Origin of the sequence: Blautia sp. An46, assembly GCF_002161645.1 — a bacterium.
GTDB lineage: Bacteria > Bacillota > Clostridia > Lachnospirales > Lachnospiraceae > Blautia > Blautia ornithocaccae.
This window is the reverse complement of the sequence record NZ_NFIF01000027.1, coordinates 1-20,115: the sequence shown is the minus strand read 5'-3', so window position 1 is coordinate 20,115 and position 20,115 is coordinate 1. Positions and strand designations below refer to the sequence as shown.

Below are 20,115 nucleotides of genomic sequence, written 5' to 3'. Positions count from 1 at the left end.
ACTGTAAACTGCCCCTCCAGAGCTATCCGCCAATCTGGGACATCATATGGGTCTCCACTTCCCCAGTATCCTTCTCTCCGAATCTGTGACTCTGGGGCTTATCTCTGACCGCCTGTTCCACAGCCCTTTTCAAAGTTTCCTGACTGGCCCCTTCTCTCAGCAGCTTTCTCAAATCTGTCCCTGTCTCATACTGAAGGCAGGTTTTTAAAAATCCCTGAGAGGTCAGCCGTACCCGGTTGCAGCTGCCGCAGAATTTATGGCTCAGTGCACTGATAAAGCCGATTTTTCCAAAAAATCCTGGAAAGCTATAGTAATGGGCTGGTCCGTTACCCAGTTTTTCCTGGCAGGGACTAGGTGTCCCATATTTTTCCCGGAGCTGTTTAAGCAGCTCTTCTTCTCCCACTGACCTGAACTGTCTTCCCAAGCCAATAGGCATCATCTCTATATAACGCACATGTACAGGATAGTGTCTGGCCAGTTCTGCTATTTCCAGAACTTCCTGGTCTTCCCTTCCCAGAGGCACACAGTTGATCTTCAGGGGAATTTCCGGATATTTCAGCGCCTCGTAAAATCCCTCCAGAACCTTATCTAATCCCCTTCTTCTGGTAATCTCTGCAAAAACCTCCGGATTCAGGGTATCCAGGCTCAGATTGATCCCGTCTATTCCTGCCTCCCCAAGTTCTCCCAGAGCTTCCTTCAAAAACAGACCGTTGGTGGTCAGAGTAACCTTTTCTATTCCCGGCAGTACCTTTAACTTTTTTACCAGCCAGGGAAGGTCCCTGCGCACCAGGGGCTCTCCTCCGGTCAGCTTGATCTTCCGGATTCCCAGACTGGCAAAGACCTCCGCCAAAGTGACGATTTCGTCATAGCTGAGAATTTCTTCATGGGAAACCATGGACACGCCTTCCTCAGGCATACAATAGAGGCATCTCAGATTACAGCGGTCTGTCACTGAAATCCGTATATAATCGATTTCTCTTCCATATTTGTCAAACATATCTCCGGTCTCCCTCCTTTGTGATATCAGCCCGTTCCAAATCCGCAGTCCGGCCAGCGGCATTCCTCACATCCCAGGCACAGGCCGCCGTTTCCAAGTCTGGTAATATCCTTTCTGGAGACCTGTATTCCAGCCGCAGTCTTAGGCAGGACCAGATCAAAAATCGTAGTCTTCGCATACATTACACAGCCTGGCAGTCCCATGACCGGAGTTCCATCAGGAAAATAAGCCAGACAGAACATAGCTCCCGGAAGCACCGGAGCTCCATAGGTGACCACCTGAGCGCCGCTTTCCTTTATGGCTCCCGGCGTCTGGTCGTCGGGATCTACACTCATGCCTCCTGTGGCTATAATAAGCTCGCAGCCTCTGGCTTTCAGTTCCAGGATTGCCTCTGTGATCTTCTCTTTTTCATCTCCAACAATAATATGCTCCTCTGCCTGTATTCCGTACTGTTCCAGCTTTTTCTTCACCACAGGAGTAAATTTGTCCTGGATTCTTCCATAAAATACTTCGTTTCCTGTAGTCACGATCCCGGCTTTTTTCAGCCGGTAAGGCAAGAGCTGGCAGAGAGGTTTTTCCCCTGCAGTCTTTTTGACCAGCTCCATTTTTTCTTTTTTGATCACCAGAGGGATTACCCTGGTTCCCAGGAGCTTATCCCCTTTTTTCACCGGAGTATTGCTGTGCCTGGTAGCGATCATTACCTGGTCGATCTCATTAATGGCATTCAGTCTTTCCACGTCAACCAGAAACAATCCGTCACAGGCTGCAGTCAGCTCGATTTTACCCTCTTTTACCTCAGAAGGGATCATATTTTCTCCCTGACATACCTGGCATAAAATCTCCGCCCCTTCGTTTTCGTGATAAACAGTATCATCCTTTTCCCACACATAAAGCTGGTCTTTTCCCATGCTCAGAAGTACGGGAATATCTTCCCGGGCAACAATATGCCCTTTCCGAAACCGGGGGCCTTTCACTACTCCCGGAATAATCTGAGTCAGATCGTGGCAGAGCACCTGTCCTACCGCATCCTCCGTCCGTATTAATTTCATATATCATCCTCCTGTGGCTCCGGATATAGAAGCAGGACATTCTGGGGCGCAATGCCAAGTTTCTCCGGCATGGTCCTGGGATTTCTGTCCTTAGGCAGTCTCCACCACAGGTCCGGCGTCCCTTCTTTTTGTCCCGCATACCGGAACAATATTCTCATTTCAAAAGGCTCTTCTTTTTCCGATGAATAGGAAACCGGAAAAATATTTTCCCTGGCTTTGGGGTTAAAGTAATGAGCCCGGAGGCCCACGGCGCACACATGATCTCTTACTGGTTTTCCTGTACGCAGACGGATTCCCCAATCTGGAACTTCCACCTCATATTCCCCGGTCTTTCTGGCCTCAGCAATATTTTTGCAGCCGGTCAGCTCTGCTCCTGCCCAGCTTCCCGGGTCGGCAAAAAGTTTTTTTGTATCATCGGTCTTCAGGATTTTTCCATTTTTCATAACTGCTGTCCGGCCACAGAGATAATAGATTTCATCCCGGCTGTGGCTTACCAGCAGCACATCCTTTCCATACCCTGCAAGGATGTCTTTTACCTGTATCTGAAGCAACTCCCGCAGATAAGAATCCAAGGCGCTGAAAGGCTCATCCAGCAAAAGCACCTCCGGCTCACTGACCAGGATCCGGGCCAGGGCCGTCCTCTGCTGCTGTCCTCCGCTGAGCTGTCCCGGATACAGCTTCCTCTGAGCTGTAAGGTCCATTTTCTCAAGCATTTCTTCCATTTTCTTTCTGCGAATGCCTTTATCCTTCTCCCTGGATAAACCGCAGAGAATATTCTTCTCCACGGTCATATTGGGAAACAGCGCATAATTCTGGAACAGATATCCTACTCTTCGTTCCTGAGGTTTCAGATTGATTTTCTTTTCACTGTCAAAAAGCACTCTGTCATCCAAAACAATCCTTCCTCTGTCAGGCTTTTCAATGCCGGCAATGGCCTTCAAAGTCATACTCTTTCCGCAGCCGGAAGCCCCCAAAAGGCCAGTGATGCCTCCCGGATGTTCCAGATCCACAGATAGTCGGAAGCTGCCCAGTTTTTTCTCTATATGAACGGAAAGGCTCATATCCTGCCACCTGCCTTTCTGTTTTGGCGTTCCAGCATATTCACCGCCAGAAGGATTACCGTTGAGATTACTACATTTACCATGACCCAGAAAAAGGCTTCCTGCTCATTATTGGTCCGCCAAAGCTGATAAACTGTGGTAGATATGGTGGCAGTCCTGCCAGGCACATAGCCGATCAGCATACTGGTGGCCCCATACTCTCCCAGAGCCCTGGCAAAAGCCAGGACCGTTCCTGCCAGGATTCCCTGACGGCAGGCCGGCATCCGGATACGCCAGAAAATATAGGTATTGGAAAGGCCCAGGGTCTGCCCGGAATATGCCAGAGTAGTGTCAAAACTTTCAAAGGCTCCCCTGGCTGTCCGGTACATCAGGGGAAAAGCTACTACCGCCGAAGCTACGATACCTCCATACCAAGTCATGGCAAACTGTATGCCGAAATTGGCCAGAAATCTGCCCAGGGGCCTTTGAGGCCCCAGAAGTATCAGCAGAAAATAACCGCATACCGTAGGAGGAAGTACCATGGGCAGAGTCAGTATCACATCTAAAATCCCTTTCACAGCCCTGGGAAGCCTGGCTATATAGTAAGCGGCAGGGATTCCCAGGAAAAATACAGCCATGCAGCTGATGGCCGCAATCCGCAGAGAGTTCCATAAAGGATACCAATCGATCATCCTTCTGTCACCCTGGAGAAGCCAACCTCTTCAAAGATTTCCATGCAGGGATCTGTCTGAAGGAAATCCAGAAAAGCCTGAGCCTCTTCCTGATACTGACTGTTCTTCATAACAGCGGCAGGATAGATCACCTGTCCGCACATTTCCGGCGTAGCATAGTCAGAAGCTGTAAGCCCTGCAGAGTAAGCATCTGTGCAATAAATAACGCCGCAGTCAACGGTGCCTTCAGAAACCTGTGTGGTTACTTCTTTTACATTACTGCCGTAAGAGATCCGGCCATTTGCAGCCAGTTCTTCTTCATTCAGTCCATAATACTCCAGGATCTTCTGGGTATACTGTCCTACCGGCACATCGCTGTTTCCCATTCCAAGAAGAATTGTTCCTTCCTTCAATGCTGCCGCCATATCATCAAATGTCTCTAAGGGCACACTGCTGTTTTCGCTGACGCAGAGCACGACCTTATTTTCCAAAATATCGATCCTGGAGTCCTCCAGGACCAGATCAAGCCCTTCTGTGTTCACCGACGGGTCTGCTGTACTGTCCATCTGATCCATCTGGGTCTGTCCTGCAGAAATAAAAAGATCACAGACAGCGCCTTCCTGGATCTGGGTCTTTAAAGTTCCTGAGGAGTCAAAGTTAAAGACCAGACTTACATTGGGCTGCTCTTCTTTATAGAGTTCGCTGATTTCTGTAAGAGTCTCTGTGAGAGAAGCTGCTGCAAATACAGTCAGTTCCACCTCTTCTCCTTCTTCAGTCGTTTCCTGGCTGTCAGAAGCTGTTTCTTCAGCGTCTGTTTCCTCTGCTGCAGCGTCTTCTCCTCCGGCGGTCTCAGATGTCTCTGTGCCGCTTCCCTGGCCGCATGCCCCCATGGCCAATGCCATTGTGCCTGTCAGCAGTACTGCTAAAACCTTTTTTTTCATTTGCTTTCTCCTTTCTTATTCAGAAATTTTATATACAAAACGTGGATTTACACGCTTTGCTCCTAAAGCTATCAGAAAAATACCGGCCCTCATCCTGCAAGCAAAAAATATTCGGCAAATCTCCGAAAATTGTATAATAAGTATAGCAATTTTTTTGGGGTTTCTCAAGCAAATTCCTCTATTTTAACTATTTCTCCTTCTTGGATCAGATAACTTTCTTCATTATTTTTTCTCCATCTCAGATCTTCTCTTTTATCTCCAAGGAAAAATAACTTCTGTTCTTCTTCTGGTGCTGCTACAGCAAAAAATTTATCTCTTTTATTCCATATAGTAAGGATTTCTCCGTATCCTACAGGGTTTTCCCCTGCATAATAAAGCTCATTGGCCAGCACCTGGATCCCCGTTTCCCAAATTCCCTGTGCCTCCAGCCAGAAGCGGATCACATTTCCCAAGCCTGCAGAGACGATCCAGACCGGCAAAGTTTCCTTTCTGCAAAACTCCAGGAGTTCCAGAGTTTCTCTCCTGGGAGGCAGCAGCTTTGCCGCCTTTTTTAGTATCTCTTCACCAATGCCCTCTCTCACATACAATTCCATCTGTTCCTTCCACCAGTTCTCTGCCCTTTTGTTCAAAGCTTCCTTCTCCTGCCCCTTCTTTGCAGCATGCAAAATCTCTCTTCCCATTTTCTGAAAAAGCCGGTCTCGCCCTGCGGCCAGTCCCGAAGTTTCCCCCAGTACGTGAACCGCCCCGTGAAGGGAACTGCCGAAGAGGGTCAGGGTCCCGTCAAAGTCCGTCACCAGCATTCCCCTGTTCTGGAGCAGTTCCTCTTTGATCCTGTTCATTCCCCGTTCCTCCATAATAACGTTCTATCACTGCATCTGCTGCTGCCCAGGCGGCCTGTTCCGCCTCTTCATAAACTTCAAGCATCTTCCGGCCTTCTGCTGTAAGGGTGGAACCGTTTTTTCTCATACGGTGCAGCAGCTGTATGCCCAGCGCCGCTTCTGCCTGGCGTACGATCCGCCAGGCCTTGCTGTAAGCCATTCCCATATGCCGGGCTGCCAGGTTCAGTGAGGAAAACTGATCCACACCGTGAAGCAGATCCGCCACTCCCCTTCCAAAGTATTCATTTCCTTTATCCTCTCTGCGCTTGATACGCAGCCGGGCAATATAATAAAATTCATTCATCTGCGTTCCCCCTGCCTCTGTCCCTTCTCTTAGTTCTCTATCCTGCGCTTTCCCCGGTAGCAGGGCTCATCCTCTGGTTCTGCAGATTTCCAGGTACAGTTGAGTTTTCTCCCTTTCCACTCTCCGGGAAGCAGGCCTCCGGCTTTTTCCTCTATGCCTTTTTCCGTTGTCAGCCCCTCTATTTCCAGAATTTCTCCTTTCCTGGATATCCGGTAATCCACGATCCATGGGATCTGGAATATATAGTCATCAAGTTCTTCCATTTCTCTTCCTTCCCCAATCCTGCTGACGGAATCCAGCCGCCGCAGGCAGCAGCCGCAGGGACAGATTCCCGGCAAAAAGCGGCTTATGTCCCCTGTGCGGTAGCGGATCAGAGGCATAGCCCCGGCCTCTATGAGAGTCACTGTAAGCTCCCCCCACTCTCCTTCCGGTACTGCTTTTCCCTTTTCGTCTACAATCTCCCCAATAATATCATTTTCCCGCAGGTGCATACCCTGAAAAGCCGGACAGGTGACAGCACCTCCAAGTCCCATTTCCCTGGACCCATAGTGGGGGTACAGTCTGGTACCCAGACGCTCTTCGATTGCTTTCATGATTCCCGGGGGACAGGCGTCGCCGCTGACCAATCCTCTTTTGATACTGCTCTTTGGCCTCATACGGAGCAGAGACAGCAGCAGTACAGGAGGGCCTATAAACGTCTCCGGTTTCTCTTTGTCCAGAAGTTCCAGCATCTCCCCGAAGCTTCTCATGTTTCCTGCAGGCACAGGCACGGCGCCCAGCCCTTCCACAGCCTCCTGTATCAATTCGCCCAGTCCCCTGTCTCCCGTAAAAGGCATGGCGATCAAGGCCTTTTCCCCCCAATGGATCAGCTCGGAAAGTCCTGCCGAAAAAAAGGATACTGTCCGGTCATTGTCCCGGGCGGTATAAAAGACCCTTTTTGCAGGTCCCGTGGTTCCTGAGGTTTCCCAGCTTCTCACTCTCTCGATCTTTGACTGGCTGACCAGAAGCATCCGATTCCCCTGTTCTTTCAGGTCTTGCTCTGTGGTAAAGGGCAGGTTTTCCAGTTCCTTCAGAGAATTCAGGCGCCGGGGCAGGTTCCGGTAAAATCCCTGCCTGGCGTATTCTCTTTCCAGAAGCCGGTTCAGTTTTTCCAGCTGCAGGCTTTCTATCGCCTGACGGTCCAGGATTTTTATCCCTTCCTTCTCCTTTACCCAGGAATCCAGTTTCGCTATATTCATCTATACAAAGCCCTCCCGTCAGATCCTGTCAGATTATAAATGCAGAAAGGCACCATGCCATACCGGCTGTCTGATTCCAGAATATAACACCGGCGTAAACGGTCCAGTTCCAGATTCCAGGCGTCCTGGAACAGCATACCGGAAACCGCCAGCGTATTTCTGTGGATCTCCCTCAGAAAATTGTCCAGAGAAGAAGTATCCAGAGTCAGTCTTCCCGTTTCTTCCCCGCAGCAGCAGTTTTCTTCCCGAGGCGGCTCTGTGCAGCGGCTTTCGCCGGTTCTTTCTTCCCCGCAGCAGCCATCTCCGGCCTGAAGACCTTCCCTGCAGCAGTTTCCGCTCCACTGGCGGGCCACAAAATCCCGGGCCTGTTCCGACAGGCCGGAAGTCCTTGGCTCCCCATGAGCCAGAAGTTTCATGGAACCATCTTTCTGCCTAAGGTAGTTGGCCTGAAAGGTACAGTAAGGATTAGTGGCGCCTCCTCCGGTAAAATCTCCGGCATGGATCCAGCCTCCTGTCTGTTCTTCCAGAAGCCTCAGCATTTTCGGTATGGTTATCCGATAGCTGCCTTTTGACTCGCTGCAGCGTCCGAAATAACTGACTGGCTGAAAATGAACGCCTCTTATCACAGGCATCCGGCTTCTTGCATAAAAAAGAATTTCCCCAACCTGGTCTTCGTTAACTCCCGGAGCAATGACCGGAACCAGCACGACTCCCAGTCCCGCTGCCTCGCAGGCATCGATGGCTTTCTTTTTGATCTCCAGCAGAGGACGGCCCCTTAAAACCTGATATGGGGCCTCTTTCAGTCCGTCAAACTGCAGGAAAACACAGGAAAGTCCTGCTCTTTTCAGCTTCTCTGCATATCCCGGTTCTTCTGCCAGACGGATCCCGTTGGTGTTCAGCTGAAAAAAGGTAAAACCCAGTTTTTTCCCAAATCGAAGGATTTCTTCCAGATCTTCCCGGACCGTAGGCTCTCCCCCGGAAATCTGAAGATTAAAAGGTCCTCCCTGTTCCATGAGATACTGCATCTGGTCTTTCAGTTCCTCCAATGGTACATCCCGGCCTTGCGGGCCGGATCCGGCGAAGCAGGTCGGGCACTGAAGATTACACCTTCCGGTTACTTCCAGCAGAACACAGCAGCCCCGGCGCTGATGGTTTTCGCAGAGGCCGCAGTCCAGAGGGCATCCCTGCTTTTCAGGAAGGGCGGCGGGAATCCTGTCTGAAGGAAGGATATGTTTTCCCCAGTCCCGGTAGCTTTCCTGTGTTCCTTCCCAGATCAGCGCTTCAAATCTTCCGTGTTCCGGACATTCTTTTACCAGATAGATCCCGTCTTCTCTTACTGCTTTTTGGGCCGGCAGGACTTTCAGGCATACCGGGCAGATGCTCTCTCCTTTTTCCTCCATATAAATTTCCTGGTTTTTCATCCAGGCCTCCATCCGGTTCTTTTCCTCTTCCCAGTTTTCTGCTGTATAATTGATCTTCACAACCTTTTCCTTCAGGATTCCCTTGACCTCCAGAGCCCCCTTCTTTGCCGAAAAAACCGGGCGGCGGAACCGATGGTTTTCTTTTACTTCAAACCCCTCCAGCCTTGCAGCCAGCTCCTCTCCGGTAATAGGAAGTTCATATTCATACGTTCTGGCTTCTGCAAAACAGTTTTCTGTCTTTTTCCATTTAAATTCCATCTTTAAAATGTATCCTCCGTTTTCAGGTTTCTTCCATCTGGTCTCCGCACATAGCGGCCACAGCTTCCAGTACCCGGTCTGCATCCGCCCTTTTCGTAAAACGGGACAGACTCAGGCGTATAGTCCCCTGGGGCGTTCCAAGGTTCTCCATGATCCTGGGCGAACAGTGGAGCCCTGTCCGGCAGATAATGTCATAACTGCCGGATAAAATATCTCCGACCTCTCCCGGATGCCAGCCTGGAATTGTAAAAGAAAGCACCGGCGTAACCGGAGGTTCCGGCTGGATCACCCGGCAGCCCAGATCCCTCAGCCCCTTTTTCAGATACCGAAGGATTTCCTCCGTTTTCTCCCGGTCCAAAGGATTTTCTTCTGCCCATTGCAAGGCGGCAAGAAGGCCATGGTAAGAAGGCTCGTTTCCGGTTCCTGCCTCCAGATGGAGAGGCATTTCTTCCGGCATTTCCTTCAGATTGCTTTTTACGCCGGTGCCTCCCAGTACATAGGGATCCAAAGTAAGCCCCGGCCGGACGTAAAGCCCTCCGGTTCCCTGGGGCCCCAGCAGATACTTATGTCCTGTAAAAGCTGCCATATCTGCTCCCCATTTTTCCATTTCAACAGAGATCCAGCCCAGACTCTGGGATATATCCAGAAGCATAGCGGCTCCGACGTCTTTTGCCATGGCCGTCAGGGTCTCTGCATCATTGACAGCACCTGTCACATTGGAAGCATGGATCAGCACACACAGTCTGGGCCGGTATTTCCTCACGGCTGTTTTCCACACCTCCGGCTCTAACCGGCCGGTCTTATCCACATCCAGATAAATCACCTGGATCCCCTGTTTTTCCAGCCGGTATAAAGGACGGAGTACTGCATTGTGTTCTGCCTTTGTAGTCAGCACCCGGTCTCCCGGTTCCAGAGGGAAACCGAAAACAGCCTGGTTCAGGCCCCATGTAGAATTACTTCCCAGAGCAATCCTTTCCGGGCTGGAAACTCCCAGCAAAGCAGACAGTTTTTTCCGTACCTGATCAAACACATCAAACTCCCGGATCCCTCCTCTGCCGGCGTCTCCCGGCAGGCTCCTGAGAGCCTGAGAAACGGCCAGGGCTACACAGTCCGGTTTCGGCCAGGAGGTGGCAGCATTGTTTAAATATACTTTTTGCTCATAACCTTTCACCTGTCATCACCTCAAATTCTTTTATCAGCCGACGGCAGATTTCAATATCCTGTAAAATACGCTTTTTTACTTCTTTTTTCTCCAGGGCTTTCCTATATCTCTCCTCCAGAGATACACGCCTGTTCTCCATGATCAGTTTATCCGCCAGACACACCAGTACATCCTCTCTGCAAAGAGTATCCGGCTCCTGCTCAAAACCTCTGTGGGCTCCCGTTACTGCTGCCAGAGCCAGATACCCCTTTTCTTCCAGAAACTTTCTCACCGCTTTTTCATGAAAGGGCTCCAGCCGCAGCAGATCATGAAGGCAGCCTCCGCTTCTGCAAAGCTCTATATCCAGAAAAGCACCTGCTTCTGTCAGACGCCGGGCCATCCAGGCCGCCAGATCCCCCACCGCCATGCAGTGGGCCCGGATATGGGCCGGGAGATTCACTTCATCATAGAGTTTTTCACACAACTGGGGGGAAATCCCTCTGTACTTTCTGGCATAGTCCCGGATATGGGCAAGGTCTTTCTGATCATCAGCGTCCATCTGGGCCCCTGCATCTGCTGTCTCTACTGTTTTTGTCTTCATGGCGCCAAAGGCTCCCTGAAGTCCCCGGCTGCCCTGATAGTCCAGTGCTTTCTGACAGCCTGCAGGAAACAGAAAGGGGGGATGGAAGGTCTTCCCTCCTGAAGCAGGGATCAGAGCCTCTGTTTCCGGCTCTGCTGCCAAAATCCCCTCTCTCAGCTTTTGAAAAGTTCCCGGAGAGGTTAAAGGAATGTCTCCGGGAAGAAAAAATACGCCCTGTCTCCTGTCCACGGCCTCAAGTCCCAGTTTCACAGAAGCCAGCATATCCGTGTCCTGCCAGAAGGGATTTTCTACGATTTTTACCTCCAGAGCCTTCAAGGCCCTCCTTACCTCTTCTCCCCGGTATCCCACAACCACCGTAATATCTCTTATCCCGGCATTTTCCATACTTTGGACAGTCATAGCGATCATGGGAAAGCCGTTTATCTCCAGCAGCGGTTTAAATCCTTCCATCCGTCTGGATCTTCCTGCCGCGGCGATCAGCCCTGCTCCTTTCATGGCAATCCTCCTTTTTCCGAAAGGAGTTCCACGCATTTCTGATATACTTCTTCTACAAGTTCCGGGCATCTCTTCATTTTATTTCCCGGATCTCCCTCCAGGATCTCCCGGCAGGTACAGCCGCCATACCGGCTTTTGGTCCATTCTTCAAACCAGTCCGCCAGCTTTTGGATCAGGATCGGGGCCTCCGGGTCTTCCAGTTCTTCCGCCTCTCCTTTTCCCAGAAAATATCCCAAGAAACAGCAGCCTCCCGTAAGAGCGCCGCAGACTCTTCCGGAAAATCCAAGGCCTCCGTTTAATCCGCTCATGGCCCGTATCAGATCCGGGTCCTCCTTTTCTTCCGATTCCAGCGCCAGGATCATCAAAATCTGGGCGCAGTAGAATCCCTGTCCTGACAGTTCCAGCATACGCTCAAATAAATCCATTTTTCTCTCCTTTCCTGAGACAGGCCAGGAAGTATCCGCACCCGGCTTTTCCTGCCTCTATGAAGAAATCCACACAGCTTTCCTCTGCATTTCCGTTCCAAAGACTTTCCAAAAAAAATTCCTTCCATGCTTCCGTTTCGTCCTCCCCCTTTTCTATCTGGAATCCTGCTTTTTCAAAAGCTTCCTTCCAGCAGTTCCATATCAGAGGCTCTCTCATAGAGAGGGAAGGCGCCTTTTTCTTTTTGAAAAAAACATCGGCTATCAGCAGACAGCCATTTTTTTTCAGTACCCGGAATGCCTCTTTGAGGGCCGCATTTCCGTCTCCGCATCCGGAGACCGTACATTCCGCCAGGCAACAGTCAAAACTTTCCCCGGCAAAATCCAGCCTTCTTATGTCTCCCTGCTCTACTCCCGGGCCTGATGGCTTCAGATCCACTGCCCTTACTTCAAATCCCAATGTTCTTAGATATGCCGCTGTTTTTCCCTCTCCAGCTCCCAGTTCCAGGATCCTGGCAGGCGGACGGAGTCCCGAAAGGGTCAGCAGTCTGGCTGTCATCTCCTGCCCGCCGGGATGACTGCCAATCATTTGTCCTCCAGACTGCGTTCCACAGAAAGGACTTTGCCTACTGCCAGCTCCTCGGGTACGTAAATATAACCGCATTCCGGACATACCGGCAGTTCTACCGGGAACGCATTGCCAAGATAGCTGAAAACCGCCCTTCCTCTGACCAGTTCTTTTTTGCATTTATGGCACTTCAGTTTTCCCATGGGATCCATAGAATAATAAGTTTTTTCTCCCATCTGCGCCTCCTTTACTCCACAGTCATCCGGTGGCTGTAAGCCCCATATACCAGGTATCCTTTCTCTGTCTCGGTAAACTTTACCCAGAAAGTAACATTGCCGATCCTGGCGGAAGCAGCCAGCCAGCCCTTTTCCGGGTCCTCCACCGCTTCTCCTGAGGCTTCATAAGCTTTCAGCACAGCTTCCACGTCGCTTTTCAGGATCATACGCCTGTCCATTTCTTCTTCCGCTCCATTTTCATAAAAGACCGGCAGCATAGCTTCCCTCCTTATTTCTTCCTTCCAGATTTCTTGCCGGAGTTTTTCCTTCAGTTTCAGACGGTTCGCTCTACGCCGGGACAGATCCGGCACCGGAGGAGCGCCGGTTCCATAGGCCAGTTCCAGGATATGTATGGAGTCCGCTCCTGCCCGGGTCAGCTGGTCCCTGCAGGCCATGCAGTAGGTCAGGATCTTTCTGGAGGTCCTGCCGGCTGCAAAAGAAGCTTTTTTTTCTGCCATCTCGGGATTCGCAAAGCGGACCATTCCCCCGTATCCGCAGCAGGGAGACAGATCTTTGGAAAAGGGGGCTTCTTCTACTTTACATCCCAAAGCCCCTGCAAAATCCCGGATCTGTTCCTGGATTTTCTGATCTCCTCTTGCCCCGCAGGCATCCTGTATAGCCACTGTCTGATCTGTCACCGGATCTATTCCCAGTTCCAGGAGTATCTGCCATACTCCCACCGCAGAAATTTCCGTTCTTTCCCTTAATATCTTCATGCAGGTGGGACAGGCGCAGATCACTTCCGGCTCTCCCATCTCTTTCCAGACGCTGCGGATCTTTTCCAATGCCTCTGAAGCCAGATCTTCTCTTCCTGCCCATTGGGCCAGAGCCCCGCAGCAGCCAAGAAGCAGGCCTACGCCTCCGGTAAGTCTGCCTGACAGATCCCTGTAAGCAGCTTCTACTGTATCCGGTGACACGGCAGAAGCCTGGCATCCGGGGAAAAACAGATATCTGCAGTGTTCATATCCCGGCTCAGGCCTGGCCAGAAATGCTTCATTGCAGGAGAACTGCTGGTCCAAAAGGCCGAATTCATGAACAGAAGGCGGCATTTTCTCTGTCTCCACCATGATCTTCCGGGCCATTTTGCATACTTCCGGGTAGTCAAATCCATTAGGACAGGCAGACTTGCACTGTCCGCACAGATCACAGGCATTGATCATTCCATTTGCCATATGATTTCCCATTACAATAGAAAGATTGTTGTAAATTTCCCGGACAGCTCCTCTGGGATTCCGTTTATACTCCTGGAAATAGACGCAGCCCTTTATACATTCCAGGCACTGGCACTGTATACAGCGTCCGGCCTCTGCTGCCGCCAGCTCTCTGTCCGGTTTCTCCGATCCTGTAAAAGCCCGGCTTCCTTCCACTCCGTCCATAGTTACATGTAAGCGGCTCTCCTGAGGACCCGGCTGCCGCATTCCTTCCCAAGAGGCCCCCTGAAGATAGCGTTCCACTTTAGCTGATACATATTTGGCCCAGGCCAGTATCCAGGCAGCTCCGTCTTTCTTTTCCCATTTCTTTTCTGTTCCAAAAACATTTTCCGGCAGGCCGGTACGCCAAAGGCAAGGAGACAGACAGACTGCGTCCCCACATGCACCCCATTCTGAGGCTTCCCCTTCTCTAACTTTTTGGGTCATTCGAAAAAGTTCCAGAGAAGCCGTATCTGCTTCTGCTTCCTCTTCTGTAAGCCCCCAGGAAATCAGAGGTTCTCTCTGGTTTTCACACCGGGTATACCAGAAAATCTCATAGCCTTTTCTGCCCAGTTCCCAGCAGCAGGCCAGGGCAAAAAGGTCATCTCCCCCTACGATCACCTTTTTATTTTTCCGGGGGATCAGAAAACGGCTGCCTCTTTCTTTTCCTCCATACAGGGCGCAGGCTTTTTCCAAAGCCCTCACCTGGATCCCTTCCCCGACCCGGGACAAGGCGCAGGCCTCCTTGCAGGCTCCGGGACAGCCCTTTGCCAGAAGGTGGAGAAAAGGGGTAACGCTCCGGATCACTCCTGCTGCCTTTGCAAAATCCCCTTTTGCCGCATAAGCGCAGACTGTCCGTATATCCAGATGAAGAGGGCATACTGCCGAGCAGCCCGGAGGATCTTCTCTGGTACAGACAGCTTCTCTCTGATGAAGTTCTTCCTGGCCGAAAGCCTGCTTCATTAAATAATGTTTTCCCACAAATCCCCGATCCTTATGTTCCATATATTCTCTCCTGTGTTTAATTATCTATTTCAAGAATAATATTCGAGTAAAACAAAGCGGGGATCCCCCGCTTTGTCCTGTCTTTTCGTTTCCGCATTTTTTACAGAGCATCCAGTGCCGCTTTTACCACTTCCGGTCTGGCCGGAACTCTGGTGATCCTTGCTCCGGTAGCGCTGTATATAGCGTTCAGGATTGCCGGATGAGGTGCGGCCAAAGGTCCCTCGCCGCAGCCGGCAGCGCCGTATGGGCCAAGAGGTCTCGGGTGATTTTCCTGGTAAACCAGCTCAATGTCGTCAGGAATATCATTGGGGTAAGGAATTCCGCACTTTAAGAGACTGGTATGTTTCTTCAGGTCCTCAAAGTCTTCTGACAGAGCCAGACCGATTCCCTGAGCAATGGCGCCCATGACCTGGCCGTCCACAACTGTCTTATTAATGATGGTGCCAAAATCAGATACCATGGTAAATTTCACAACCTTTACCTTGCCGGTCTCCATATTGACCTGTACTACAGGCAGGTTAATACAATACATGTATACAGAGAAAGGATTTCCCTGGGCCGTTTCCTGGTCACAGTCCGTGCATGCGGTTGCCACCCATTTTCCTTCATACTTCAGCGGAAGCTTCTCTTCTACCATTTCCTCATAGGTACGATAAGTACCATCTGGTTTTCTCATGGCATTTATCAGCATCTCCGAGGCAACACGCACCGCATTTCCGGTCATGACATTGGAACGTGATCCTCCGGCGGGACCGGAATTCGGAGTCTTTCCTGTATCATTCATCACCAGTTTGATCTGATCCGGTGTAAATCCTGCCTGACGGAGAGTTTCATGGGCGTGGGTAAGGGTACCGATATCCGCTCCCTGTCCGTGATCCTCCCAGGAATCATAAATCGTCACCGTGTTGTCCGGATTCAGTTCTGCCCAGGCTTCTGAGGAGTCCACGCCGTCCAGGCCGCAGCCATAAACCCCCAGGGACACGCCGGCTCCATACTTGAATTTGCCGTTTTCTCCCTTTTCCCTGTTCAGAGTCTCTGCATAAGCTTTATTCTTCTGGTAATAAGGTCTTGCCAGATCATACAGATCTTCCAGACAGTATACGTCTGGTTTGCAGCCATTTGGAGTCGTAGATCCTTCAGATTCTTTATAGCAGTTCATGGCACGGAACTCAAAAGGATCGATCCCCATTTTCGCTGCCATCATATCCATTGCGATATCGCCGCCCATGAAAGACTGAGGCGCTCCATATCCCCGGAAAGCGGCTCCGTATGCATGATTGGTGCAGACAGTCCGTGACCGGTTGCGGATATTGGGAATGTCTACTCCGGCTCCTACAAACTGGCTGAGACGCATGGTCAGCAGGTCGCCGAATTCTGAGTATGGACCGTGGTCAATAAGGTTGTCGCCTTCAAGGGCCAGGATCTTGCCTTTCTCATCCGCCGCCAGTTTGATATGCATAAAACCGGGACTTCTCTTTCCGGTATAAGTGATCATCTGATACATGTTAAAATTCAGAGCCACCGGACGTCCTGTGACAAGGGCGGCTACCCCTACCAGTGCTTCTATGGTAGGTGAGAATTTATAGCCGAAGGTTCCTCCTGCATGGAGCTGTATCAGCCGGAGTTTTTCCGGCTCTACGCCGATGCCTGCACAGATCATGGCATGATGAAGATGGATCCCGATAGATTTGGAGTGTATGGTCACTCTTCCTTCCTCATCCATATATGCATAGGCCACGTCTGGTTCAATGGGCATATGAGGCTGTCTGGAACAATAGGCGTCCATCTCTATGACATTGGGAGCTGTCTCCATAATAGGAGCCGTATCTTCTCCCTTTATGCAGTTGGTCTCATAGTAAACATTCGGTGTTCCCGGATGGATTTCCATAGCGTCCGGGTCCATAGCTTCCGGTGCAGACATGTAAGCAGGAAGCACTTCCAGATCAACCTTCACATACTTGGCTGCTTCCCTGGCATGGGCGACTGTATCTGCACATACCATAGCGATAGCATCTCCGTACTGGAACACTTTCTCGTCACAGAGGATCGGACGGTCCCAGCCGTCTCCTTTATTTGTGGGGAATGTAATAAGTCCGGTGATCCGGTTCTTTCCGGGAACATCTTTATAGGTAATGACCCGGTATACTCCCGGCATCTGCTCTGCCTGAGAGGTATCGATCCCCTTGATCCATGCATGGGATACTTCTGCCTGGACCAGTGCGATCTGCAGGGTATCCTCCGGAAGGGTCTTGATCTCATCGGCTCCAAAATCCCAGGATCCGGTCACTTTTGCCGCCGCCGAAGGACGGGCATAGCTGGTTCCCAAGATCCGATTATCCGTTGGCTGGAACATAAGATCTTCTTTTGTAATCTCTCCCCGCAGTACTCTGGCTGCGTCCATCACCGCATCTATCAGCGGCTTATATCCGGTACAGCGGCAGAGATTCCGGTTCTTATTGAACCATTCCCGGACTTCCGTTCTGGAGGGAGAGGGATTATTCTCCAGAAGCACTTTGGCGCTCATAATAAAGCCTGGCGAACAGAATCCGCACTGTGCACAGCCATGTGCGATCCAGGCCGCCTGCAGAGGATGAAGGTCCTCCAGAGTACCTATACCTTCGATAGTTTCAATTTTTGCATAATCCGGCACTTTCGCTATTTTGGTAATACAAGAGCGGGTCACTTTTCCGTCCACGATCACATTGCAGGCTCCGCAATGTCCCTCTCCGCAGCCGATCTTACAGCCTGTAAGAAGCAGTCTGTCCCTGAGCACTTCAGCTAAAGACTCGTGCCCCTCTACAACTAAAGTCCGCTGTGTGCCGTTAATCATAAGGATTTTTTTAATCATCCTTCCACCTCCCTATTCTGGTTTTCTTCCTGAATACTGCGCCGTCAGATCCCTTCTGCAGCGGCGCTCTATCTTTAAGGCGCTGATCCTTAAATTCTTATCTTTTTCTGGTCAAAGCTTTTTTCCTTTGCTACAATAGGCTTATAAAGGAGAAATGCTTATGGAACTGAAAGAAATTCATGCAAAACAAGTTACGGTAGAGGTCAGAGACGAAGCTACCGGAGAAGTCTTTCGCCGTACTCTGCCTATGGAATATTATGAAACCGCTAATTTTCTCCGTCTCAGCGGAGAAAACAGAAAAGGAAAACCCAGTGAGCTGGTTTTTCTGTCGGATACCGGAATGCGGCGTCTCAGAGATCTGGCAGGAAAAGGTCCGGATAAAGATCCCTGTGGTACCCACCAATAATTTTCTGAATCTTTTGCTTTAATTATAATTTGTTTTCAAAATAGAGTCAATAAATTCGCTTTTTTCCAATTATTCTATTTTGAGAATAATATAATTCTCATTCTCAAAGGGGGAATTTTTCATGAAGATCATCATATTTGGCTGCGGCCAGGGAGGCCAAACCCTGGGTAATCTGCTGTCCGCCTCTGTCCGCCTTCTGGCGTTTGCCGACAATAATCCCCAGACTTGGGGAAAAGAATATGAGGGAATCCCTGTAATATCCCCTGCACAGATTCCTCAAATGGATCCCGACCTGGTCTGGATCGCCATCAAAAATCCAGCGGCCGCCTCCTCTGTACTTTCACAGCTTCAGGATCTGGGATACACCGGTCCTGTGCAGAATCTGTCTGCCCTTCTGGATCAGATAGACTTCCGGCTTGCCACGATCCGGCTTCTGGCGAAAGAGATCCGGCAGCGCTGTCTGCCCGGGGAAATTGCCGAGCTTGGGGTACACCAGGGCGCTTCCGCCCGGGAACTGAATCGGCTGTTCCCGGAAAGAAAGCTTTATCTTTTTGATACTTTTCAGGGCTTTCCGGAAAAAGCCCTTGCTGCAGAAGCTGAAAGAAATCCATCGGTCCGGTGGAAAGATGCTTTTCAGGATACCTCTGTTTCTCAGGTATTGGAACAGCTTCCTTATCCGGAGCAGGCAGTAATCTGTGCCGGATACTTTCCGGATTCTCTGCCCTCTGCGCCTCCCCGTTTTGCTTTTGTACATCTGGATCCGGACTTATACGAGTCTGTTGCCCAGGGGCTCCGGATTTTCTGGCCACTTCTGGTGTGCGGCGGTGTCATTTTTGTCCATGATTACCGCAGTCTTCAGTTTCCCGGAGCCGGACAGGCAGTAAAAGAGTTCTGCAGGAAACACCGGCTTACCCCTCTGCCGCTGCCAGATCTCCATGGAAGCGCTTTACTTGTCAAGCAGTCGGAAGACTCCTAAACGCAAGCTAAAAATATGTTTAAAAACGGCAGTCTCAGATCCTGCCGCCAGGAAAGGAGTTCAGATTATGTCAGAATTATATAATCTCATCGCCTCCTGTAATCCCAATCGCCAGAGCCTTATCCTCACAGCTCTGGATGGAACAGCAGCAGGTGAAAAGGCTTTTTTTGCAGATGGTTCTCTTCAGTGGGAATCCGGAAAAGAAGGATTCTTCTCTCATTTTGCCGAAAATCTTCCGGATATTTCTGCCCCCGGTATTATCACCGAGAACAGTACACGGATCTTCTGTGAGTTTCCGGCGCATGAACAAAAGCTGGTGATCTGCGGCGCCGGTCATGTATCCATTCCAGTGATCCAGATCGGACGTATGATCGGCTGTACTGTCACAGTCCTGGAAGACCGCCCCAAATTTGCCGACAATGCCAGAAGAGCCGGTGCAGATACTGTGCTCTGCCAGCCTTTTGAAGAAGGGCTGAAAAAAATCCCCGGGGATAGGGATACCTATTTTATCATTGTGACCAGAGGCCACCGTTACGATCAGGTGTGTCTGGAAAAGATCATGAAAAAAGAGCATGCCTATATCGGCATGATGGGAAGCCGGGCCCGGACTGTCAAAGTAAAACAGGCTCTGCTGGAACAAGGCGCTGATCCCCAGATACTGGAATCCGTACACACTCCCATCGGTCTGCCTATCGGAGGAGAAACACCTGAAGAGATCGGCGTCTCCATCATAGCTGAAGTGATACAGGAAAAAAACCGCTGCCGGAAGCGGGGCGGTTTTACAAAAGAGATCCTCAGGGCAATTTTAGATGAAAAGGACAAAGACATCAAAAAAGTCCTGGCCACTATTGTGACCAAAAAAGGCTCCTCTCCCAGAGAAGCCGGGACAAAAATGCTGGTTTACCAGGATGGTCGGACTGTGGGAACCATCGGCGGAGGATGCCTGGAAGCAGATATCATCCAGAGATCCCTCCGTCTTATGTCTCAGGAAAGCCTCCCCCTGGTACTCCATCACGCTGATATGACTGGAAAAGATGCTGAAGACGAAGGCATGGTCTGCGGCGGTATGGTGGATGTTTTATTAGAGGTTCTGTAACAGAAAAACCCCGGCAGTCTTTCGGCTCCGGGGTAATCTTATGCTTGGACACATGGTATCTTGCGATACCTTTCAATATATGATTATAATAGGCAGTGCTTATCGAAATTACTCGATGATAGAAGCAACACGGCCTGATCCAACTGTACGTCCGCCTTCACGATATCAGACTGATGGGTAGTGTAAAAAACTTTGTGGCTTTGGTAAAACCTGGCTCCTTTTTGGTAAGAATTACAGATATGACAATTCTTATCGAAAAGGAGTTTATTTATGGCAGTAGCAAAAGACCAAATCC

The 20,115-nt window shown here is 50.4% G+C and carries 19 protein-coding genes; 3 read left to right on the top strand and 16 right to left on the bottom strand.

All coding sequences use genetic code 11. The features are described from left to right. Positions 1 to 22: 22 nt before the first annotated feature. From moaA to B5G00_RS16815, 16 genes are all read right to left on the bottom strand, one after another. Positions 23 to 997 carry a GTP 3',8-cyclase MoaA gene (moaA, locus tag B5G00_RS16890; RefSeq protein WP_087274827.1) on the bottom strand — a complete coding sequence of 325 codons (975 nt, stop codon included), beginning with the start codon at positions 995 to 997 and terminating at the stop codon, positions 23 to 25. A 26-nt stretch (positions 998 to 1,023) separates the two neighbouring features. Beyond that, positions 1,024 to 2,046: a molybdopterin-binding protein gene (locus B5G00_RS16885; RefSeq protein ID WP_087274826.1), complete on the bottom strand. Its 1,023-nt coding sequence runs from the start codon at positions 2,044 to 2,046 to the stop codon at positions 1,024 to 1,026. Then, positions 2,043 to 3,107, bottom strand: coding sequence for a sulfate/molybdate ABC transporter ATP-binding protein (locus B5G00_RS16880; protein ID WP_087274825.1), 1,065 nt, complete (start codon positions 3,105 to 3,107; stop codon positions 2,043 to 2,045). The genes B5G00_RS16885 and B5G00_RS16880 overlap by 4 nt, the downstream gene beginning before the upstream one ends. Continuing rightward, the gene (gene modB, locus B5G00_RS16875; RefSeq protein ID WP_330396402.1) at positions 3,104 to 3,778 is read right to left on the bottom strand and encodes a molybdate ABC transporter permease subunit; all 675 of its coding nucleotides are present in this window, start codon (positions 3,776 to 3,778) and stop codon (positions 3,104 to 3,106) included. The genes B5G00_RS16880 and modB overlap by 4 nt, the downstream gene beginning before the upstream one ends. Beyond that, complete coding sequence (gene modA, locus B5G00_RS16870) at positions 3,775 to 4,698, bottom strand: molybdate ABC transporter substrate-binding protein (protein WP_242971405.1); 924 nt, start codon at positions 4,696 to 4,698, stop codon at positions 3,775 to 3,777. Before modA ends, modB begins: the two co-directional genes overlap by 4 nt. Before the next feature lie 164 nt (positions 4,699 to 4,862). Continuing rightward, positions 4,863 to 5,537, bottom strand: coding sequence for an HAD family hydrolase (locus B5G00_RS16865; protein WP_162613522.1), 675 nt, complete (start codon positions 5,535 to 5,537; stop codon positions 4,863 to 4,865). Then, the gene (locus B5G00_RS16860; protein ID WP_087274823.1) at positions 5,479 to 5,880 is read right to left on the bottom strand and encodes a winged helix-turn-helix domain-containing protein; all 402 of its coding nucleotides are present in this window, start codon (positions 5,878 to 5,880) and stop codon (positions 5,479 to 5,481) included. Before B5G00_RS16860 ends, B5G00_RS16865 begins: the two co-directional genes overlap by 59 nt. Positions 5,881 to 5,909: 29 nt before the next feature. Next, entirely contained in the window at positions 5,910 to 7,118 is a 1,209-nt protein-coding gene (locus B5G00_RS16855; protein ID WP_087274822.1) for a DVU_1553 family AMP-dependent CoA ligase, read from the bottom strand. Continuing rightward, a complete protein-coding gene (trsS, locus tag B5G00_RS16850) occupies positions 7,115 to 8,797 on the bottom strand; it encodes a radical SAM (seleno)protein TrsS (RefSeq protein ID WP_242971404.1) in 1,683 nt (560 codons plus the stop codon). Before trsS ends, B5G00_RS16855 begins: the two co-directional genes overlap by 4 nt. Before the next feature lie 22 nt (positions 8,798 to 8,819). After that, positions 8,820 to 9,968, bottom strand: a complete 1,149-nt coding sequence (locus tag B5G00_RS16845) for an aminotransferase class V-fold PLP-dependent enzyme (RefSeq protein WP_087274821.1) — start codon at positions 9,966 to 9,968, stop codon at positions 8,820 to 8,822. Continuing rightward, positions 9,955 to 11,034 (bottom strand): NTP transferase domain-containing protein, encoded by a 1,080-nt coding sequence (locus B5G00_RS16840; protein WP_162613521.1) that lies wholly within the window; start codon positions 11,032 to 11,034, stop codon positions 9,955 to 9,957. Before B5G00_RS16840 ends, B5G00_RS16845 begins: the two co-directional genes overlap by 14 nt. Further along, complete coding sequence (locus B5G00_RS16835) at positions 11,031 to 11,459, bottom strand: DVU_1555 family C-GCAxxG-C-C protein (protein WP_087274819.1); 429 nt, start codon at positions 11,457 to 11,459, stop codon at positions 11,031 to 11,033. Before B5G00_RS16835 ends, B5G00_RS16840 begins: the two co-directional genes overlap by 4 nt. Further along, a complete protein-coding gene (locus B5G00_RS16830; RefSeq protein WP_158229589.1) occupies positions 11,446 to 12,045 on the bottom strand; it encodes a class I SAM-dependent methyltransferase in 600 nt (199 codons plus the stop codon). The genes B5G00_RS16835 and B5G00_RS16830 overlap by 14 nt, the downstream gene beginning before the upstream one ends. Continuing rightward, positions 12,042 to 12,260, bottom strand: a complete 219-nt coding sequence (locus B5G00_RS16825) for a DVU_1557 family redox protein (protein ID WP_087274817.1) — start codon at positions 12,258 to 12,260, stop codon at positions 12,042 to 12,044. The genes B5G00_RS16830 and B5G00_RS16825 overlap by 4 nt, the downstream gene beginning before the upstream one ends. Before the next feature lie 11 nt (positions 12,261 to 12,271). Further along, complete coding sequence (locus B5G00_RS16820; protein ID WP_087274816.1) at positions 12,272 to 14,494, bottom strand: pyridine nucleotide-disulfide oxidoreductase/dicluster-binding protein; 2,223 nt, start codon at positions 14,492 to 14,494, stop codon at positions 12,272 to 12,274. A 100-nt stretch (positions 14,495 to 14,594) separates the two neighbouring features. Continuing rightward, the gene (locus tag B5G00_RS16815) at positions 14,595 to 17,342 is read right to left on the bottom strand and encodes a molybdopterin-dependent aldehyde oxidoreductase (protein WP_087274815.1); all 2,748 of its coding nucleotides are present in this window, start codon (positions 17,340 to 17,342) and stop codon (positions 14,595 to 14,597) included. 160 nt (positions 17,343 to 17,502) lie between these two features. Between B5G00_RS16815 and B5G00_RS16810 the strand changes: the two genes are divergently transcribed. The 3 genes from B5G00_RS16810 to B5G00_RS16800 all read left to right on the top strand — a co-directional run bounded on the left by B5G00_RS16810 (position 17,503) and on the right by B5G00_RS16800 (position 19,820). After that, a complete protein-coding gene (locus B5G00_RS16810; RefSeq protein WP_242971403.1) occupies positions 17,503 to 17,748 on the top strand; it encodes a hypothetical protein in 246 nt (81 codons plus the stop codon). Positions 17,749 to 17,869: 121 nt separating this feature from the next. Further along, positions 17,870 to 18,724, top strand: a complete 855-nt coding sequence (locus B5G00_RS16805) for a TylF/MycF/NovP-related O-methyltransferase (RefSeq protein ID WP_087274813.1) — start codon at positions 17,870 to 17,872, stop codon at positions 18,722 to 18,724. Between the two features lie 67 nt (positions 18,725 to 18,791). After that, complete coding sequence (locus tag B5G00_RS16800; protein WP_087274812.1) at positions 18,792 to 19,820, top strand: XdhC/CoxI family protein; 1,029 nt, start codon at positions 18,792 to 18,794, stop codon at positions 19,818 to 19,820. The last annotated feature ends 295 nt before the right edge of the window (positions 19,821 to 20,115 follow it).

What these genes read in the sequence shown, in the direction of transcription:
- moaA (WP_087274827.1), bottom strand. Translation starts at nt 997, where the DNA reads ATGTTTGACAAATATGGAAGAGAAATCGATTATATACGGATTTCAGTG.
- B5G00_RS16885 (WP_087274826.1), bottom strand. Translation starts at nt 2,046, where the DNA reads ATGAAATTAATACGGACGGAGGATGCGGTAGGACAGGTGCTCTGCCAC.
- B5G00_RS16880 (WP_087274825.1), bottom strand. Translation starts at nt 3,107, where the DNA reads ATGAGCCTTTCCGTTCATATAGAGAAAAAACTGGGCAGCTTCCGACTA.
- modB (WP_330396402.1), bottom strand. Translation starts at nt 3,778, where the DNA reads ATGATCGATTGGTATCCTTTATGGAACTCTCTGCGGATTGCGGCCATC.
- modA (WP_242971405.1), bottom strand. Translation starts at nt 4,698, where the DNA reads ATGAAAAAAAAGGTTTTAGCAGTACTGCTGACAGGCACAATGGCATTG.
- B5G00_RS16865 (WP_162613522.1), bottom strand. Translation starts at nt 5,537, where the DNA reads ATGAACAGGATCAAAGAGGAACTGCTCCAGAACAGGGGAATGCTGGTG.
- B5G00_RS16860 (WP_087274823.1), bottom strand. Translation starts at nt 5,880, where the DNA reads ATGAATGAATTTTATTATATTGCCCGGCTGCGTATCAAGCGCAGAGAG.
- B5G00_RS16855 (WP_087274822.1), bottom strand. Translation starts at nt 7,118, where the DNA reads ATGAATATAGCGAAACTGGATTCCTGGGTAAAGGAGAAGGAAGGGATA.
- trsS (WP_242971404.1), bottom strand. Translation starts at nt 8,797, where the DNA reads ATGGAATTTAAATGGAAAAAGACAGAAAACTGTTTTGCAGAAGCCAGA.
- B5G00_RS16840 (WP_162613521.1), bottom strand. Translation starts at nt 11,034, where the DNA reads ATGAAAGGAGCAGGGCTGATCGCCGCGGCAGGAAGATCCAGACGGATG.
- B5G00_RS16835 (WP_087274819.1), bottom strand. Translation starts at nt 11,459, where the DNA reads ATGGATTTATTTGAGCGTATGCTGGAACTGTCAGGACAGGGATTCTAC.
- B5G00_RS16830 (WP_158229589.1), bottom strand. Translation starts at nt 12,045, where the DNA reads ATGATTGGCAGTCATCCCGGCGGGCAGGAGATGACAGCCAGACTGCTG.
- B5G00_RS16825 (WP_087274817.1), bottom strand. Translation starts at nt 12,260, where the DNA reads ATGGGAGAAAAAACTTATTATTCTATGGATCCCATGGGAAAACTGAAG.
- B5G00_RS16820 (WP_087274816.1), bottom strand. Translation starts at nt 14,494, where the DNA reads ATGGAACATAAGGATCGGGGATTTGTGGGAAAACATTATTTAATGAAG.
- B5G00_RS16815 (WP_087274815.1), bottom strand. Translation starts at nt 17,342, where the DNA reads ATGATTAAAAAAATCCTTATGATTAACGGCACACAGCGGACTTTAGTT.
- B5G00_RS16810 (WP_242971403.1), top strand. Translation starts at nt 17,503, where the DNA reads ATGGAACTGAAAGAAATTCATGCAAAACAAGTTACGGTAGAGGTCAGA.
- B5G00_RS16805 (WP_087274813.1), top strand. Translation starts at nt 17,870, where the DNA reads ATGAAGATCATCATATTTGGCTGCGGCCAGGGAGGCCAAACCCTGGGT.
- B5G00_RS16800 (WP_087274812.1), top strand. Translation starts at nt 18,792, where the DNA reads ATGTCAGAATTATATAATCTCATCGCCTCCTGTAATCCCAATCGCCAG.